Here is an 18,358-nt window from a genome sequence, read left to right as displayed (position 1 = left end):
AACTAACCTTAGTGTAAATCTTTTTTAGTAAAAAAGATAAAAGTTAGTCATTTTTGCGTCTTTAAATAATGAGACCCAAAAATAGGAGGAATGTTTTATGAAATATTCAAAATGGCAAGGTTACTCATTATGGATTAGTGTAATTAGTGGGGCAGTTATTATTTGTTCTGGGAATCCGATTCAAGCTGCCGAAAATACTGACCACCCAACGACGACAGCAGCAACGGTTCCCTTACCGCAAACTAAGCGCATAATTGAAATTACTTCTACTGATGGTACAGTTCATCAACAGCAAACGGATCTAGTTTCTTGGCGGGGTCTGGCAAATATGGTGAATACCTGCGCACTAGTTCAGCTAAATTACCCCAAATTGCAGGTTATCAAAATAATGCGAATGGATTAGTCATTGATAAATTAGAAAAAATCAATATTACAGTCACGGTTTACCATATAGAATATTTTCCGAAGGACGGTCAACAACGTCAGCCGCCAGCAAATTGTACGGTAGATCTCAAAGATGCACAGGGTAAAGTTTATATTCGCCATCTCTATACCGTCCCATATAACAAAACTCGGCAGGTAACTTTGCAAGCACCAACTGGCATGGACTTCACCAATCCAGCAAGCAAGGATCAATTACTGGTGGGTAAATATGGTGAACATAAGGAAGTATTGGTACAGCCTAAGGTCATATCATCTAAACCAGTAACGGAGACTAAACCTAAGACTGCGGTTCCAGAGAAAGAGATATCAACTCCTTCAAAGAAGAAAACACAAGCAGAAGAACCGTTGACGTTACCCGTGTCCAACCCTCCAGTATTAGTAAAAGAGCCGTTAACTCTATCAGAGCAAACGCTACAAGTGAAATCAACGCAACTGGTAATCCGCCATCAAGTTCCTAAACTTCCTAATCACTCAATTACTTCGGAAATGAAGCCGGTGATTTAGCAATGTTGAAGGAATATAACCGTCCGCTAAAAAGTCACCTAAACCATAAGAAACTCCAATCTACAAATGAGGCTTTACCACAAACCGGTAATCGTGGTGGGCAACTGTTAGTGGCCATTGGAGTGGCACTATTGTCAATATCGGGACTGTTCCATACTCAACACAAACGTTAGAAAATTGTTACTTGCATTCTCATTTTTCTAATGATATCCTAATTAGGTAATCTTTTTGGGAGGTTGAAGACATGTTATATTCAAATGTAAATCAATCAACCGCCACCTCAACTAATCAGCTGATTTAAGTTGGGGGATTTAAGAATGATCAAAATAAAGGGATCTTCCAGCCAGTAATCAACGGCAGTGGAGGATCCTTTTTTAAGAATGAGGGATTTTTAATGCAAGAAGAAAAACAACCCCAATTAAAACGATCCATGACTCCTGGACAAATGGAAATGATCGCCATCGGTGGTACGATCGGTTCTGGGTTATTTATGGGGGCAACGTCAACAATTAAGTGGGCGGGCCCATCCGTCTTGTTAGCCTACGCTTTTGTTGGAGTGATTTTGTATGGAGTAATGCGGGCACTGGGCGAAATGATTTATATCAGTCCCGGAACGGGTTCTTTTGCTGATTATGGAACGACCTACATCCATCCGTTAACCGGATATTTAGTTAAATGGAGTAATGTTTTCCAGTTTATTATCGTGGGGATTTCCGATATCATCGCAATGACCCAGTATCTGAATTATTGGTGGCCCAATCTACCAGATTGGTTATCCGGAATTATCATGATTATTATTCTCACGTTAGCCAATCTGGTCTCAGCTAAAGCATATGGTCGACTAGAGTTCTGGTTTGCGATGATTAAAGTAGTCACGATTATTGCCATGATTATCATTGGGTTATTAGTGATCGTCATTGGTCTGGGTAATCATTGGCAGCCAGTTGGAATTGATAATTTGTGGCGCCATGGTGGGTTCTTTCCGAATGGATTAAAAGGTTTTGTCTTTTCAATGGCTGTGATAGCCGGTTCTTATCAAGGAATTGAGTTATTAGGAATTACAGCTGGTGAATCAGCTTCTCCGCGGCATGCAATTGTCAAATCGGTTAAGTCCGTAATTTGGCGGATCTTAATCTTCTATATTGGTGCGATTTTTGTAATTGTTTCCATCTATCCTTGGGATCAACTAAAGGCAGTTGGTTCACCATTCGTAGAAACTTTTACCAAAGTTGGGATTACCGGTGCCGCCGGAATTATTAACTTCGTGGTCCTAACGGCAGCGCTATCTGGAGCTAATTCAGGGATCTATTCTGCAAGTCGGATGTTATTTAAACTGGCTATCGATAAAGAAGTTCCCGCTTTCTTCGGTCGACTGTCCAAACGGGTGGTCCCTAACGTTGCAATTGTTACCATCTCGTTTTGGATCTTTCTGGGCTTTGTCGTCAACTTTGTTCTAACCTCCATTAGTTCCGCATCCAAAGATCTGTTCGTGATTGTTTATAGTTCAAGTGTGCTCCCTGGAATGGTTCCGTGGTTTGTAATCTTGTTATCCGAATTGAATTTCCGAAAGGCTCACCCAGAACGACTGAACGATCATCCGTTCAAAATGCCGCTCTATCCAGCTTACAATTACTTCTCACTCATCATGCTAGCCTTGATTGTTCTGTTCATGTTTATTAACCCTGATACGCGAGTTTCTGTATCAGCAGGGATTGTCTTCCTGGTCATCATGACAGTAATTTATTTTTACCGAGCTAAGCGTGGTAAGGAGGACGTTGAGATTAATAAACGAATATAAGTCTAGAAAAACGTGGTTATCTAGCCACGTTTTTTAATAATCACGGACGAACTGGTGTTCATTTTAAGCTGCTTAGTGTAAAATAGTAATAATAACATCAGCAGGAAGGATTCATGAAAAGTGAAAAGAAAATTTAAAAAGTTATGGCGTTGGCTAGCAGTTTTTTCAGTGCTCTTTGCTATAGCAACTGGCTTTCAAAAAAATAGTGGTCAGTCTAGTGAAGCATCTACAAATAGTATTGCTAAAATCTTTAATCAATTTAGTCAGTTTTCATCGCAAAATACTTCACATGGTCAGCAACTACCAGCGCCTACTGAGGACGAAGCCAAGGTTGTCTTAACGAGTGCGGTGCGGAAGCAGTTACCAGCTAATTTGAGATGGAATGGTCATGGTGCCTATATCGTCAATAATAACCATCCCCAATTGAACGCCCAAATTTCTAGTGTGCCATATGCGGTTAATCATGTGGATGCTAAAGGGCGCGCGTGGCGCGGTGATGCGTGGCTAAACCATAGTACGCGGCAATATCAAAATCGTGAGCAAACGGGAAATGGCGCAACAAATTGGCGTCCAGCTGGCTTCCTTCAAGCAACTAATTTAACTAATGGTCCGCGGCATGCATATGATCGAGGGCATTTATTAGGATACGCACTTTTGGGTGGCATTAAGGGATTTGACGCTTCGGAATCAAATCCGCAAAATATCGCGACCCAAACTGCGTGGGCTAATGAAGCCCGATCCAGTAATTCGACTGGGCAAAATTACTACGAAGGGCTAGTCCGAAAAGCCTTGGACCAAAACAAACAAGTTCGCTATCGGGTTACTAATATTTACGATGGTAACTGTGTAGTACCAGCCGGTGCTCATATCGAAGCCCTATCTAAGGATGGCTCATTGAGTTTTAACGTCTTTATCCCAAATGTGCAGAATAATATTAGTATTGATTATGCAACCGGTGCAGTAGCCAAAAGATAATAATAGTTACATAACTCTAAAAGCTTCTTTTATAATTGTTGTTTATTAAGTTAATGTACAATTAACTTAATAAAACGACTTGTAAACTTGGAGGCTATGATCCAGAGAAGTGGGAGACTATGACGTAAAACCCTAATAAAGAATGGAGATCCATGAATTCTTCGAGGTTCATAGATCTCCATTCTTCTTTACAATAGTTAATCGATAAAAAGATAGAACTATTATTAATTTTATATTACCTATTTTATAACATAGTGTGGTCATTCTTAAAGTAACGTTTCAATAAGTGGTATATGGAATGATGTGTTTATTATTCAAAGCTTTATAATCATTTAACTATATATTTTTAGGAATTTATAGATTGATGTTTCGAGTAAATGCATGTAATCCAAGCAGTAAATGGCACACTGATTAAAACACCGATAAAAGAAATTAAAACTTCGTCTAACTCATTTACCATAATTTGATTATTAATAATCATACTTGGCGAATAGTGGAGCCCTGCAAACCAAGTAAAAAGTGATAGCAAGCCACCAAAAAAACCAAAAAATAGTGTATTTAAAGCAGTACCAATTATTTGATGACCAATGTGCATTCCCGTGATAAATAGTGGTGAGGGTCGTAAATCAGGGTGCTTTTGTAGAACCTCTTGCATTCCACTACTTATGGCAATAGATGCTTCAGCAATTGCTCCTAAAGTTGCCATCGTTGTAATGGCAATTGAAACTTGAATGTAATTAATGCCAAAAGCAACTGACATTCCTTGCAAATCATCGCTATCTTCCATTCCGAATCCATAAGCCATTGCTAAATGTGTTGTAATAATAACTAAAATCATGGTAACGCTAACTGTTAATAATGAAGCATAAAATGCTGGTACAGTTGCTTTAATATTATCGGATCCCATAAAAATCGTAATTGACAAAACCAGGATGCTAAAAATTATTGTTAGTACTAGTGGTGGTAAATGCCAGGTTATTAAAGTTAACAATAATATCAATGCGCCAAAGTTTAACCACATGCTTATAAAGGAAGTCCAGCCTTGTTGATGACCTACGCTAATCATAATTACTAGTAATACTAAACTTAATGCAAAAATACTACTCATCAACTTGCTTCCTTCCTAATAAAAGAGCGCCAAACATACTAACTATTGGTACCACACTTGCAATACCAATTGCGCTAATCAAACTTTGCACCATCCCTAAACTCATATTCATATTAAATGTATATCCCCAACTATTATTGTTTTTTAAGTATAAAATACTGGAGGCAAAAGTTCCTGTCATAAAAACTAAAAATAAAACATTTATCAATGGCCCGACAATTTCATTTCCAACCTTTTTTCCAGCTTGAAATAGTTGCTGTCGACTAATCATTGGATTTAAAGAGTGCAGTTCAAATAAGGTGGCGATAATATCACTACATTCATCCATGACTGCACCCAATGAACCTAACATTAACTCTGCCAAAAAAAGTGTTTGAGGGATTTGTGTTACATATTGCATGGATTCATAGAAGACACCACGATTTTTCGTTATTTTTAAAATCAAAATACCTAGTAAAACCGAAAACAACGTCCCGATGATCGTTGAAAAGAATGTTGCTAGCATTTTTTTGTTTGGCCCCAAAATAATTAGTAAACTAATTGCTGAGAAACAAATTGTTAAAATGCTAAATACAATTATAACTGCATTGCCATAAACGTGTTGGTCAATCCAAATTGCAAAAATAAATACAAAAGTATTTATAATAACACTAAAGATTGTTTTTAATCCATCTTTATTCATTAATAAAATTAACAGTGTAACAACTAGCCATCCCAGAAAAACAATGACGTAATCACGTTTAACGTTTTTTATATTTCCTTCCAAACCATTTTTAGACTTCACAATTTGAGATACAAAAACTTGACGATTTTTATGGAACTCTTGATCTGTAGCATGAGTTTTAGTAAAGCTATTTTTTAGATGGATTTTTTTACCACAATAATGACCATTTAATACTATGCCTTGTATTTTTTGGTAAGTAATTTGATCTTTGTTTTGAAATTCGTCAACTTGTGTAAGTGGCTTACTGTTAGTTACTTTTGTAATTTTAGCGATCGGCTGGTGGTATAGAAACTGATCATGACATGCAAAAGTCATTAATAGGCACCCCATAAGTAACAGAATAACTATTTTCCAATATCTCGCTGTACGTTTTTTCAGTCTAAACATTTTAAATTATCCTTTAATTTTTTGTTGGTTAACCAGTGTGCCAAGTTTATTGATAAACAAAGCTATAAAATATAATCCTACTTCAAAGGTAGCAACAAAAAAACTAACTGGCCAATTAGTAATATAGGCTAGTGCTAATCCTAAATATGTACCGACTAAGCAGAATACTATCGATAAAAGAATAATAAAACTTATACGATGAGTAAAATATTGGGCACTGGCAGCTGGTAAAGTTAGTAAAATAAAAATTAAAAGTGAACCAACAATTTGAGCTGCAATACTAACACTAATGGCAAGTAATAACAAAAAAATAATTGAAAATAGATGGACGTTAATGTCTGCGGCAGTTGCCCCAATATGATCAAATGAGTCAAACTTAAGTGGTTTAAAGATAAGACCAACCATCACAACTACAAAGATTGATAAGATAACGAGTTGCTTAACTTCATAATTACTAATGCCTACAATGCTCCCAAATAAAATATTAGTTGCAGAACTCGACATTTTATTGCTTAATGACAAAAATAATATTCCTAGTCCAAAACATAATCCAGAAACAGCTGTCGTTGCAGACTCCCTTCGTTCATTATTTGGGCTTAATTGGCCAACTAGTATCGAACTCAATAGTGTAAACGTTAACATTCCATTTAACAATGGCCAACCTACAAAAACAGCAAAGGCCCCACCAGCAAAGCCAATTTCCGAAAGTGTATGCGTTAAAAAGGACATCTTACGGGCGACAATGAAAACACCCATTACTCCACTAGTAATGGCAATAAAGGTACTAGCAATATAAGCGTATCGCATAAAATCTAAATCAAACATGGAATTTCTCCTTTCATTTCGGCAATTTATTTATAGAATCAATCATGTAATTACTAGAAGACATATATAGGAAACGATTACCATATTGTTTAGCTAAGGGGAGATCATGGGTTACAAAAATGACCGTAACACCGTCTTTTTGAAAATTAGCAACAAGATTTAATAATTCATATTTCATAAAGTTGTCTAAACTAGATGTTGCCTCGTCCAGAATGAGTAATGGAGGATGGTTAATCATAGCTTGAGCTAAATATGCTCTCTGTTTTTCACCACCAGAGGCTAAACCAAGTGGTTGGTTTTGTAATTTAACAAGATCGGTTTTTTCAATGATTTTATTTTGGGCAATTTTTTCTTTTGACGTTACCCACGGAATTATTGCCGTCTGGTAATTCAATCCAACAAACTCTCGAATGGAAAGGGGATATTCTTGGTCTAAATTTCTAAACTGTGGAACATAGCCAATTTCTCGTTTGGGTGGTAAAATAATTTTCCCTTTTTGTGGATGCAAGGATCCAAGTAGCGTTTTAATTAGGGTTGTTTTGCCAACCCCATTATCACCACAAATAATAAAAAAGTCTCCCTGCATAATTTTGCAACTAAGAGACTTGATTATTTTATGGTTTCCAAACGCCACTGTTAGATTATTAATCGTTACAAGTGGTTTCATGGATAATTCTCCTATTTTTCTTTGTCTTGAATTTTAGATAATTGTTGATATTGACTCATCATCCATTGTTTATATGTTTTTCCATTTGGCTTTGATTCCGTTACTCTAAGTACCGGAGTATTATGCTTTCTAGCATACTTTACTAGATTATTAACCACCTTATCACTAGTTTGTGAATTTTCAACAAAAAACGCTAAACGGTGATTCTTAATATCATTTTTAATGGATCTAATATCTTTTGGTGAAGGATCTGTTTCATCTTCAATTGCCTTTTCAAAATGGCGATCTGATACTTGATAGCCTGTTGCATTTAATGCGTAGTCAAAAACTGGTTCACTCACTGCAACGTTATTCCGTTGAGGGTTAACATTACTTTTGATTTTATTAACTTTTTCATCAATTGATTGTAAAGATTGAGCATATTTTTTAGCATTAGCTTGATAATAAGAAGTGTGTTTAGGATCAATTTTACTGTATTTATCAGCTAATTTATAAGCTAAGTCTTTCATTGTTGATGGACGATACCAAACATGTTCATTGTCACCAACCTTTTTACCAGCAACAGATTTACCAACATTAATTACTTGCAAATTATGTTGATGATTATTTTTAACTAGTTTATTTAGCCACGGATCATAATTTAAGCCATTTTCAATTACCACGTTAGCTTTAGAAACCTGTTTAGCTTGTTTAGTTCCTGGATGATAGTCGTGTGGATCAATTGAGGTACTATTAATGATTGAAGTAACATGCCCATATTTTCCCGCAACTTGATTTGCTGCTTCTCCATAGAAGTCCAATCCGGTGACCACTTGAATTGGTTTATCACTGTTGCTAGAAGCCAATACACGACTAAAACCAGCAATGGTCAAGAATGCGATCATAGCAATAAATAATTTTAAAAATAGACGCAAATGTTTCATAATTTCAAATCTCCTTTATTAGTTAATCGTAATGATTACTATTTGCAAAAATAATTGTATCCATCTCATGCTATTTTTGTCAAGATAAAGTTTAAATAGCCATAATATTAAAAGTCCTATGAATACCATCAATCAAATAATAAGTAACTTGAAAAAACCGGCTAAATAGCGGAAAATAGACATGTATTCCATGAATAATTATTGGAGATTAAAGAATGTCAAATGAAATCAAAACGACTGGTAATGATGTTAATACCAATCGAATTAATATTATTTATAACAATCAGTCTAAACAAATGACCCTGGATCAAATCTTTGATGCAGAAAAATATCCGCAATTAATGGGGGTCACGGGCCAGATTAGTCCAGAATTTCTAAATAAACATCTTGCGCATTTTGTTCAGGTAGAAATTGCCATTGGCAGCTTGCCGAATTACCATCACTATACTTCGATGGAAAATGTTACTAAAGATGCTTTAGCAAACGCGCTTTTGAATACCGCTAATAAGGAATCAATTAAGTTGTTCCAAAGCCTCAGTTCGCAACTCCAACTGGCGGCATTAGCTGGTGTATTAAAACTTGAAATTGCACCAACCCAAGTCATCCATTCACGCTTTTACCTCTTAGGTAATCCAGCAACGAAGGAAACGCGGGTCATTTTAGGTTCTGTTGACTTAACTGAACCATCATTTGACGTTAATGCCAATCGGTTCGAAGAAGTAATGGTATTTGATAATTCACCGCTATATGAAAATTTGCTAAGCCATTTTAAAAGGGACCTTCGTCCAGTTTTACAACCATACTTTACGAATGAATTATTGAAAGTTGCTGAAAAACAGCTTAAAGCATTAAAAGCAGCAAAGGGTGATAATGATAACATCATTATTTTGTCCAATGATGAGACAGATGACATTTCACACCGAGAAATGACCAATTTAATTGTCGACGACGTTCAACACCAAATCGATAAACAGCATCTGAGTGCTGGTGTCACCCTGGCAATGCGGAACGTTACCGATAATCGGACTCAAGATCAAGACAAGGAAGAACGGGCAATCAAGCAACGGGATACCGTCCTCATGCTTGAGAAAGAAGCCGTGTCACCACGAGCTGCCAGACCCAAAATTAAAAAGCGGGAAGTTATTGCGGAAAATGTTGAAAATGCAATGTCCGCAGCAGTGTCACCGCAGGATCTGGCTGTAGAAAAGAAGTACACGACGTTCCTTTATGATCGTCCACTCGAAAGAAACATTGCTCATAATAAAACAGGGCTATATACGCCCAATGATGCGGGGACTTTTCCGATTGCTTTTGGAAAATTAGCGACGATTAATCAAATTCGAGATGGTATCCATCAAATCGAAAACGTAATCAAAGGGTATCAACAATTTGTCGTTGATTTTACTCCTGAGTATGGAAAACGATTTTACGAAGCGATCATGTACGCATTCACAGCCCCGTTTTTATGGGAAATCCGTCAACGGGCGAGTTTAAACCCAGAAGATGGAAACGATATTCCTAATTTTCTAATCTTAGGAGCAAGTGCCGGTTCGGGAAAGACCACGTTATTACGTATCATTAACCAACTAACATGGAATACTGACAACTCATTAATTGACTTTGGGACCATTTATCCAACAGATACCAATCAGCGGAAAGCAAAGACAATGCAGGCGTTAGAGTCGTATATGAAGCAAGGTAGTTCATACCCGGTACTTGTCGATGAAATCGAACCTTACTTTTTCCAACAGCCACAATACAGTCGTCGCTTAATCGTTGATACAATGAACCAGCTTGTTAATAGTCCCAAGCCATATGCTCCATTGATCGGAACCACGAACTATAATTCTGGTTTTACGATGCGGCGTGAAACTGCTCGACGGACATACTACCTTCAGCTGGATAAGGTCATTGATAGTGAAAAGAAGGGCGTTGCTTCAAAGTATATTTATGCTGTTCGCAAGGATCTTAACAATACTCTATTTAAAGATTTCGTAGTGCGGCTAGCTAACTACTTGGAAGACGATAGTACGCCATGGCGCCTCTTTGACCATACGACTGGTGAATTAGACTTTTTAGCAACCACGCGAAAAATTTTCCGTGATTACTATAAATTAATCGACGAGCCAGTCCCGGATTACTTCTCTGATGGCCTACGGGATGATTTCGGCGAAAATGCCCGTAGTAAATGGGCCAAGCTATATCTTACTCAGAAAGATGATTTTATTTATCATGAAGAAAAGAACAGTTTATTGTTCGACATTACCCGTTTGACGACCTTTAATGGTTTTGAAAAAGATTCCATTGAAGAATACCGGAATGCATTACCTGTTGAAATATGTGTTGATGGGATCAACGGTAAAAACGGTAAGTTTGTTGAGTTAAAGGCGCCAGCCTTTTATGATTGGATTGGGGTCGCTAACCCACAGCTGCATCCAGAAAAGGCGGCAGAAGAAGCGCAAACATCTGCAGCACAAGAACCAGAAGAGGAAAAGCCAAAGAAGAAGAGTTTTTGGGCACGGTTATTCGGTTAAATCAGACACATTAGATAGAAGGTGGCAAGATGATTGCCAAAGTTGGTCGAGTCATTCTCAGAATTATTCTGATCATGATTTTGATTGGTGGGGCAGTTCAGTTGTATCTTTTACGAGGTAGTAAAGAGCAGTCCATTCAAATCAATAATCCACAAGTTCGGTATCAGTCCACGCCAACTTTACTTATTCCTGGCTGGGGTGGTAACACGTGGACTTACCAAAAACTGATCAATACTGCTCAAAAAAGGAATGTTGCCCAAAAAAGGATGACGATTTGGGTGGCCCCCAATGGTCACGTACGCATCAAGGGTAATTTAAATCAGAAAAATTCAATTATCCAGTTACTATATGATTGGAACTACACTCCTGGTTATCAGGCTCAAACCAAGCAGTTAACTCGAGTAATGCGAATATTACATAATCAGTACCATGTTCGCACTTTAAATGTAGTGGCCCATTCCTATGGTGGAACCGAATGGCTCCATGCTTATATTAGTTCGCCCGATATTCAAAAAAATATACGTTTCCCCAAAGTGATTTTGCTTGGGACTCCCGTTGATGAAACTTTCGGAGAACGAACTAAATTTACGAAATGGTTATTTAAGAAATCTAAGGATAGTAACTTTAAATTAATGGAGCGTCAAATTCGTCACACATCCCTAGTCCGCATTGGTAAAATTTATAATTGGATGGGCGCTAAGGGCGGACGCACTGATGGTGAAGTGCCACATATTCAGTCGGAGATGCTCCGCACCCTGCTACAAAATAAACGGGTTAACTATGCTGAACATGTTTATCCGCATACTAATCATGTCCAACTGCACCAAAAAAAGCAGATCTTAAATGATATTTTAAAAACACTCTGGTACAAATAAAAAGGAGAACGTATGCAAAACGCTAATTTTAAATATCCAGATACGAAAGCCTTTAATTTTGTTGTTAAGCGACTTCAGGAGCGTGGGGTAACGATTGATGATCTTGTAAACTTGACCTTTAAGATGCAGGAAGAGTTCATCCCGAAACTAACTCATGAAGAATGCCAGGAAGCCGTCATTGATGTCATGCACAAGCGTGAATTTTTAAATAATGCGATGGTCGGCCTAGAATTAGACCGCTTGACTGAAGACAACCAAGTTGCGGAGCCTCTAGCTGCAATTATTAAAAATGATGCTGGTGTGTTTGGTGTTGATGAGGCACTGGCACTGCAAATTGCGGAACTATATGGCACAATTGGGGTTACTAACTTTGGTTATCTTGATCGAGTGAAGTCAGGGATTATTAAGCAATTTGATACCGACAGTGGACACGTGAATACATTCATTGATGATTTATTAGGAGCGATTGTTGCCGCTGCCTGTGGTAAATTAGCCCACCAAGAAGCATAATTATCAAAATCCGTGAAATAATATTTTCACGGATTTTTTTGCTTTTTAAAAATACTATTTTATCAGCATAGGAAGCGCTTACTGCTCCGTTGGATTTGAAAATAATTAAATTTTGTCGTTGACAAATGAGAAAATTCTAATTAATATCTTAGACAACAATTAATTGAACAAAGATTTGCGACGAGAGGAACAGTAAATGTTTTCTTGACGATCAGAGAGTCCCCGTAGTGGTGAAAGGGGAAGGTTAAGCAAGCATTGAAGATCATCCTTGAGCAATGTGACTTGAACTAAGTAGGGTCGCCAGGAATGCATCCTTTATCATGCCAGCGTATGAACACGTACGTTCAGAGGTTTAGTCAGTAATGACTAAATAAAATTAGGTGGTAACACGGTAAATGGATCGTCCTAAGTAGCTAGTTTATTAGCTACTTAGGACTTTTTTGTTCAATCAAATAACTTTTCGAGTGAGGTGAGGATCATGGAATCAGACATTACGGACATTAGTCAGATTAAAAAGCAATTAGAATTTCGGTTAATCCAACGCCTTACAGGAGGAAAAAATTATGAAGATGAACAAAAAAGTGGTGACTTTAGCTGGTGTTGCTTTAACAGCAATGTCGTTAGCAGCTTGTGGCAATAGTGGGAAAAACAAAGCAAGCGGAGATTTAAACGTGACTTTAAAAGCAAATCCGGTCACCCTTGATCCTGCAAAAACCATCGAAACACCAAGTACTTCCATGCAAGTTCAGTCGTTTGAAGGACTGCTTAAATATGATAAAAATAATAAAGTTGTACTTGGTGAAGCTGCTTCACAGCCAACCGTTACCAATGACGGTAAGACCTGGACATTTAACTTAAAGAAAGGACTCAAATGGAGTAATGGTGATGAGGTGACTGCCCAAGATTACGTTGCCTCAATGCGCCACTGGGCTGATCCAAAAACCAAGTCACAAGCAGCGGATAAGGTTTCCAACCTTGAAAACTACGATCAAGTTGCGAAGGGATCAGCACCGACTTCCTCGTTAGGAGTTAAAGCACTGGGAAAATATAAAGTGCAATTCAACTTTGCTAAGAAACAGCCAACCGTGAACGTGCGGAATAATTTTGCAGCGAATTTAAAGCCAGTAAACCATAAAGTATTAGCTAAGGAAGGCAGTAAATATGGTTCATCATCATCAAAGGCCGTTTATAACGGACCATTTAAAGTCACCAACTGGAATGGGGGCAGTGATGATGAATGGAGCTACGTTAAGAACGAGCATTACTACGGTAAAAAGAATGTTCATATGAAGAAGGTAAATGTCCAAGTTACTAAGGATAATAACACTGCGCAAAACCTCTTTAAGTCTGGTAAAGTTCAAGAAACTGCTGTGACTGCAGATTACGTGAAGGGAAACAAGGGGAATAAAGAACTTCATACTAGCCTGATGGCAACGCAATATTACTTGTACTTCAATGGGCAAAATGAATTGACCAAGAATGAGAACTTCCGCCAGGCCGTAAACTACGCGTTTAATAATAATCAACTTGCCAAGAAAGTTTTACAAGACGGTTCTGTAGGTGCTACTGGATGGGTTCCAGAGGGTGATATGAAGAATCCGAAGACTGGTGAAGATTTTGCTAAAGAGGCTGGCCATCTGCAAAAACAAAACAAGCAAAAAGCCCAAAGTTATTGGAAGGCTGCGCAAAAGGATCTCGGTAAGAAACAAATGACATTAAATCTGTTAGCTGATAATACCGATGATCAAAAACAAGTTGCTGAATACCTTCAATCAACCCTCCAAAAACAATTTAAGGGACTCAAAGTTGAAGTAACTACTCTACCACACGCCCAACACGTTAGCCGGGATTTTGCTGGTAAGTTTGAATTGAACTTAACTGACTGGAATTCTAGTGTTCCTGACGCTTCTGACTTTCTCTCCCTCCTGAAAACCGGCAATAAAGTTAACTTCACAAATAACACAGATGAAAAGCTCGATAACTTGCTTAATGAAGCCAATGACGGTACCAAGTCAGCTAGCGAACGTTACAAGCTTCTCCAACAGGCAAACAAACAAGTTCATACCAACGCTGATGGGGTGCCGATGTACACTGCAGCACAAGCCCACTTAGTTTCAAAACACGTCACTGGTCTAAATTACGGACCATTCAATACAGTTGCTCAATACCAATATGCTCAATGGAAAAAGTAATTAACGTGATCAATAAAGAAGGTCGACTTGCTCCTCTGTCTGACCTTCTTTATTTGTAGAAACGGAGGTTCTTATGAAAAGATACATTTGCAAACGATTATTAATGATGGTCTTAACCCTCTTTATCGTGGCAACACTAACCTTCTTCTTAATGAAGATGATTCCGGGATCACCACTTGGCAATACAATGAAATTAACGAAGACGCAACAACTAGCGGTTGAAAAACAGTATGGATTGAATCGACCAGTGTGGCAGCAATACCTTTCCTATATGGGTGGTTTATTTCATGGTGATTTTGGGATGTCCTACCAATACACCAGTACATCCGTCGCTGAATTAATCGGGCGCCGAGTTGGTCCGTCAATTCTCATTAGTCTTCAAGCACTCGTTTTAGGCGTTGTGGTTGGCATTATCTTCGGTAGTCTCGGAGCGCTGAAGAAAGGAACCTGGGTTGATACAACGAGCAGTACATTAGCAGTAATCGGAATCTCATTCCCCAGTTTTATTTTGGCAATTCTGTTGCAATACTATCTCGGATTTAAGCTCGGCCTGTTCCCGGTTGCCAGTTGGGATGGCTTCCCTTCGACGGTTTTACCAACGATTGCGTTATCAGCAGTCCCAATGGCCCAGGTTTCACGCTTTGTACGGACAGAAATGGTAGAAGTTTTGAATTCAGATTACATTTTGCTCGCCAAAGCAAAGGGCCTTTCAACCCGCGAAGTTGTTTTTCATCATGCTTTGAAGAATAGCATTATTCCAGCTTTAACCCTAATTGGTCCATTGGCCGTGACCCTCATTACCGGTTCCATGGTGGTGGAAAATATTTTCTCTGTTCCGGGAATTGGGGAGCTATTTATTAACTCCGTCTTGTCAAACGACTATCCGGTCATTATGGGACTAACAATGTTCTATTGCCTACTGTTATGTAGCATCATTTTATTAACGGATATTGTTTATGGCCTGGTTGATCCGCGCATTCTTTCCGAAGAAAAGGGGGAACACTAATATGAAACAGCCTGAAACTGCACAGTCATTTGAGTTTGTGAACGCTGATGTTCTCCACAATCATTCGGGGGAATTAGCAGAACACTCGCTTTCCTTTCGAACGAAGGCATGGCGAGAACTTAAGAAAAATACTGCAGCAATGGTCTCACTTGGCTTTTTAACATTTGTTGTTGTCGTATCGATAATTTCGTTGGTTTGGATGCCTCATGATCCGAATGCGCAAAATGTCAGTTTATCGAACTTACATCCATTTCAAAACGCAAGTTACTTATTAGGAACTGATAATCTTGGTCGGGATATGCTATCGCGGTTATTATATGGCACCAGGATTTCACTAATGATTGCGGTCTTTGCAACAGTTGTTGATATCGTCATTGGTGTACCTTACGGCCTCGTTTCCGGTTGGTGCGGGGGTCGCGTTGACAACATCATGCAACGGATTATCGAAATCATTAGTTCGATTCCGGAACTGGTATTAATCATGCTTCTGTTGATTATTTTTAAACCAGGATTAACTTCGATTGTATTTGCGATTGCATTAGGATCTTGGGTTCTCATGGCACGATTGGTACGTGCTTCTGCAATGCAAATCAAAAGTGCTGACTTTGTCCTTGCAGCCCAAGCGATGGGGGAAAGTCCCGTCAAAATTGCCTTAAAACACATTCTACCTAATACGATGGGTGTAGTGATTACCAGGACAATGTTCACTATTCCCGCAGCAATTTTTCTAGAAGCTTTACTATCCTTTATTGGCATTGGGGTTAAAGCACCAAATGCATCATTAGGGACTCTATTAAACGCTGGTGAAAAAGGATTTCAATTTTACCAATACCAACTCTGGGAGCCAGTGATTGTCCTCTCACTGATGATGATTGCGTTCAATCTTCTTGGTGATGGCCTCCGGGATGCTTTTGATCCAAATACAAAGGGGTGAGATAAAATGGCGACAGACGTATTAAAAATCAAACATCTTTCCATTGACTTCCACACAATGGAGGGTGAAGTCCACGCAATTCGCGATGTCACACTAAAACTTCATCCAGGCGAAATCCTGGCATTAGTCGGTGAATCTGGTTCTGGCAAGTCAGTGACTACCAAGGCAGTAATGCAACTTCTCCCTAACAACGCCAAAGTTGTGGGTGGATCCGTTGAGTATGAAGGGAAAGACCTTCTAAAGATGCCGGAAAAGGAACTTCAAGAACTGCGGGGCAATGAATTAGCTGAGATCTTTCAAGATCCAATGACAGCTCTTGATCCAACTATGCGGGTGGGCAAGCAGATTATGGAACCGTTATTAAAACATCAAAAACTTGATCGGGCCACTGCCAGACAACGGGCACTCACCATTATGGAAAAAGTGGGCATTGTGAATGCTAAGCAGCGTTTCAATAATTTTCCATACCAATTTTCTGGCGGAATGCGACAACGAATCGTAATTGCAATGGCGCTTATCTGTCACCCGAAAGTGTTGATTGCCGATGAACCAACCACGGCCCTTGACGTAACCATTCAATCGCAAATTTTGGCGTTGATTAAACAGCTTCGTGATGAACTCAAAACAGCGGTCATTTTCATTACCCATGACTTAGGGGTCGTTGCTGGAATTGCAGATCGGGTGGCCGTTATGTACGCTGGGCGAATTCTTGAATTTGGCACGGTCGAAGATATCTTTTATCATCCGCAGCATCCGTACACAGTTGGACTGCTTAAATCAACACCGACAATGGATATGAATGAGGGTGACCTAGAATCAATTCCGGGTAATCCGCCGAATCTAATCAATCCACCAGCGGGCGATCCGTTTGCAAACCGCAATCAACATGCTCTAACGATTGATTATCAAAAAATGCCTCCGTTCTTTAAGGTTAGTGACACTCACTATGCCGCTACTTGGCTCCTTGATGAACGGGCTCCACAAGTACACCTGACAGAAAAACTTGAACAACGCCGGCAACATTATGCTGACCGTTTAACCAAGGAGGGGTCCGCCAATGAATAGTAATCTAGTTGAAGTTAAGCATTTGAAAAAATATTTTCACCAAGGCCATCCTGATGAAGTTCACGCGGTCGATGACGTGACTTTTAGCATTCGTCGTGGAGAAGTATTTGGCTTAGTTGGTGAATCGGGATCGGGTAAGACCACCACGGGGCGCTGTGTCCTTAACCTTTATCAACCAACCACTGGTCAAATTCTCTATCACGGTCAAGATATTACGGCATTAAAAAGAGGGCAAGCTTTAAAAAAATTCCATCACGAAACTGCAATGATTTTTCAAGATCCGTATTCATCATTGGACCCACGGATGGCGGTACGCGATATCATCGCGGAAGGTTTAAAAGTTCATCAGCAGACCAGTAGTCGGCAAGAACTTGACCAGCGAGTAGCAGAAACAATGGAACTAGTTGGCCTCACGCCTGATGTAATGAACCGTTATCCCTATGAATTTTCTGGTGGGCAACGGCAACGGATCGGAATTGCCCGCGCTTTAGCTACGGATCCAGAATTTGTGGTCGCGGATGAGCCGCTATCTGCGCTGGATGTTTCCATTCAGGCTCAAATTGTTAAATTAATGGAACACCTTAAAGACACAAAACAATTAACATATTTATTTATCGCTCATGATATTTCGATGGTTAAGTATATTTCTGACCGAATTGGCGTGATGTATCACGGTAAACTAGTTGAATTAGGAACGGCAGATGAAATCGTCAACCATCCATTTCATCCATATACTAAGAGTTTGCTATCGGCAGTCCCGGTCCCAGATCCAACTTATGAGCGGGTGCGACAACCATTTACTTATGATGGTGATTCCGCTAAATTACCGTTACGCGAAGTGTCTGCTGGTCATTACGCTGCTTTAGTGGAATAGGGCAAGGTGTTTT

General features: G+C 39.0%; 18 protein-coding genes and 1 other annotated feature. Of the genes, 13 read left to right on the top strand and 5 right to left on the bottom strand.

The annotated features are described in order from the left end of the window. The first annotated feature begins 97 nt into the window (after nt 1–97). From HMPREF0501_RS01405 to HMPREF0501_RS01390, 5 genes are all read left to right on the top strand, one after another. Nucleotides 98–403 carry a hypothetical protein gene (locus tag HMPREF0501_RS01405; protein ID WP_006916008.1) on the top strand — a complete coding sequence of 102 codons (306 nt, stop codon included), beginning with the start codon at nt 98–100 and terminating at the stop codon, nt 401–403. Beyond that, nucleotides 310–948, top strand: a complete 639-nt coding sequence (locus tag HMPREF0501_RS09000; RefSeq protein ID WP_006916007.1) for a hypothetical protein — start codon at nt 310–312, stop codon at nt 946–948. Before HMPREF0501_RS01405 ends, HMPREF0501_RS09000 begins: the two co-directional genes overlap by 94 nt. Before the next feature lie 2 nt (nt 949–950). Next, nucleotides 951–1,121, top strand: coding sequence for an LPXTG cell wall anchor domain-containing protein (locus HMPREF0501_RS09345; RefSeq protein ID WP_006916006.1), 171 nt, complete (start codon nt 951–953; stop codon nt 1,119–1,121). A 221-nt stretch (nt 1,122–1,342) separates the two neighbouring features. Then, the gene (locus HMPREF0501_RS01395) at nt 1,343–2,746 is read left to right on the top strand and encodes an amino acid permease (protein ID WP_006916005.1); all 1,404 of its coding nucleotides are present in this window, start codon (nt 1,343–1,345) and stop codon (nt 2,744–2,746) included. Between the two features lie 120 nt (nt 2,747–2,866). After that, nucleotides 2,867–3,721 (top strand): DNA/RNA non-specific endonuclease, encoded by an 855-nt coding sequence (locus tag HMPREF0501_RS01390; protein ID WP_006916004.1) that lies wholly within the window; start codon nt 2,867–2,869, stop codon nt 3,719–3,721. 346 nt (nt 3,722–4,067) lie between these two features. Here HMPREF0501_RS01390 and HMPREF0501_RS01385 read toward each other — a convergent pair whose 3' ends face one another. From HMPREF0501_RS01385 to HMPREF0501_RS01365, 5 genes are read right to left on the bottom strand one after another with little or no spacing between them, the layout of a single operon-like run. Next, the gene (locus HMPREF0501_RS01385) at nt 4,068–4,829 is read right to left on the bottom strand and encodes a YibE/F family protein (RefSeq protein WP_040455557.1); all 762 of its coding nucleotides are present in this window, start codon (nt 4,827–4,829) and stop codon (nt 4,068–4,070) included. After that, nucleotides 4,822–5,940 carry a YibE/F family protein gene (locus HMPREF0501_RS01380; RefSeq protein ID WP_040455553.1) on the bottom strand — a complete coding sequence of 373 codons (1,119 nt, stop codon included), beginning with the start codon at nt 5,938–5,940 and terminating at the stop codon, nt 4,822–4,824. Before HMPREF0501_RS01380 ends, HMPREF0501_RS01385 begins: the two co-directional genes overlap by 8 nt. Nucleotides 5,941–5,946: 6 nt before the next feature. Continuing rightward, nucleotides 5,947–6,765: a metal ABC transporter permease gene (locus tag HMPREF0501_RS01375; protein WP_006916001.1), complete on the bottom strand. Its 819-nt coding sequence runs from the start codon at nt 6,763–6,765 to the stop codon at nt 5,947–5,949. Between the two features lie 13 nt (nt 6,766–6,778). Beyond that, a complete protein-coding gene (locus tag HMPREF0501_RS01370; protein ID WP_006916000.1) occupies nt 6,779–7,432 on the bottom strand; it encodes a metal ABC transporter ATP-binding protein in 654 nt (217 codons plus the stop codon). 11 nt (nt 7,433–7,443) lie between these two features. Continuing rightward, on the bottom strand, nt 7,444–8,355 hold the full coding sequence (locus tag HMPREF0501_RS01365) for a metal ABC transporter solute-binding protein, Zn/Mn family (RefSeq protein ID WP_006915999.1): 912 nt from the start codon (nt 8,353–8,355) through the stop codon (nt 7,444–7,446). A 215-nt stretch (nt 8,356–8,570) separates the two neighbouring features. On the opposite strand from HMPREF0501_RS01365, the gene HMPREF0501_RS01360 reads away from it, so the two are divergent. The 8 genes from HMPREF0501_RS01360 (at nt 8,571) to HMPREF0501_RS01325 (ending at nt 18,345) form a co-directional block, all read left to right on the top strand. Continuing rightward, nucleotides 8,571–10,889 (top strand): hypothetical protein, encoded by a 2,319-nt coding sequence (locus HMPREF0501_RS01360; protein ID WP_006915998.1) that lies wholly within the window; start codon nt 8,571–8,573, stop codon nt 10,887–10,889. 29 nt (nt 10,890–10,918) lie between these two features. After that, on the top strand, nt 10,919–11,764 hold the full coding sequence (locus HMPREF0501_RS01355) for an alpha/beta hydrolase (protein ID WP_006915997.1): 846 nt from the start codon (nt 10,919–10,921) through the stop codon (nt 11,762–11,764). 12 nt (nt 11,765–11,776) lie between these two features. After that, complete coding sequence (locus tag HMPREF0501_RS01350; RefSeq protein WP_006915996.1) at nt 11,777–12,274, top strand: phosphatidylglycerophosphatase A; 498 nt, start codon at nt 11,777–11,779, stop codon at nt 12,272–12,274. A gap of 171 nt (nt 12,275–12,445) precedes the next feature. Beyond that, nucleotides 12,446–12,685, top strand: a binding site (T-box leader). Nucleotides 12,686–12,837: 152 nt separating this feature from the next. After that, a complete protein-coding gene (locus HMPREF0501_RS01345; RefSeq protein WP_155801141.1) occupies nt 12,838–14,466 on the top strand; it encodes a peptide ABC transporter substrate-binding protein in 1,629 nt (542 codons plus the stop codon). Nucleotides 14,467–14,539: 73 nt separating this feature from the next. Next, nucleotides 14,540–15,472: an ABC transporter permease gene (locus HMPREF0501_RS01340; RefSeq protein WP_006915994.1), complete on the top strand. Its 933-nt coding sequence runs from the start codon at nt 14,540–14,542 to the stop codon at nt 15,470–15,472. A gap of 1 nt (nt 15,473) precedes the next feature. Then, nucleotides 15,474–16,406: an ABC transporter permease gene (locus tag HMPREF0501_RS01335; RefSeq protein ID WP_040455550.1), complete on the top strand. Its 933-nt coding sequence runs from the start codon at nt 15,474–15,476 to the stop codon at nt 16,404–16,406. Between the two features lie 6 nt (nt 16,407–16,412). Next, complete coding sequence (locus HMPREF0501_RS01330; RefSeq protein WP_006915992.1) at nt 16,413–17,471, top strand: ABC transporter ATP-binding protein; 1,059 nt, start codon at nt 16,413–16,415, stop codon at nt 17,469–17,471. Then, nucleotides 17,464–18,345: an ABC transporter ATP-binding protein gene (locus HMPREF0501_RS01325; protein ID WP_040455548.1), complete on the top strand. Its 882-nt coding sequence runs from the start codon at nt 17,464–17,466 to the stop codon at nt 18,343–18,345. The genes HMPREF0501_RS01330 and HMPREF0501_RS01325 overlap by 8 nt, the downstream gene beginning before the upstream one ends. The last annotated feature ends 13 nt before the right edge of the window (nt 18,346–18,358 follow it).

The sequence above is a fragment of the Limosilactobacillus coleohominis 101-4-CHN genome (assembly GCF_000161935.1).
GTDB lineage: Bacteria > Bacillota > Bacilli > Lactobacillales > Lactobacillaceae > Limosilactobacillus > Limosilactobacillus coleohominis_A.
Note: the sequence above shows the minus strand (reverse complement) of the source record. Positions and strands in the feature narration are given on the sequence as shown.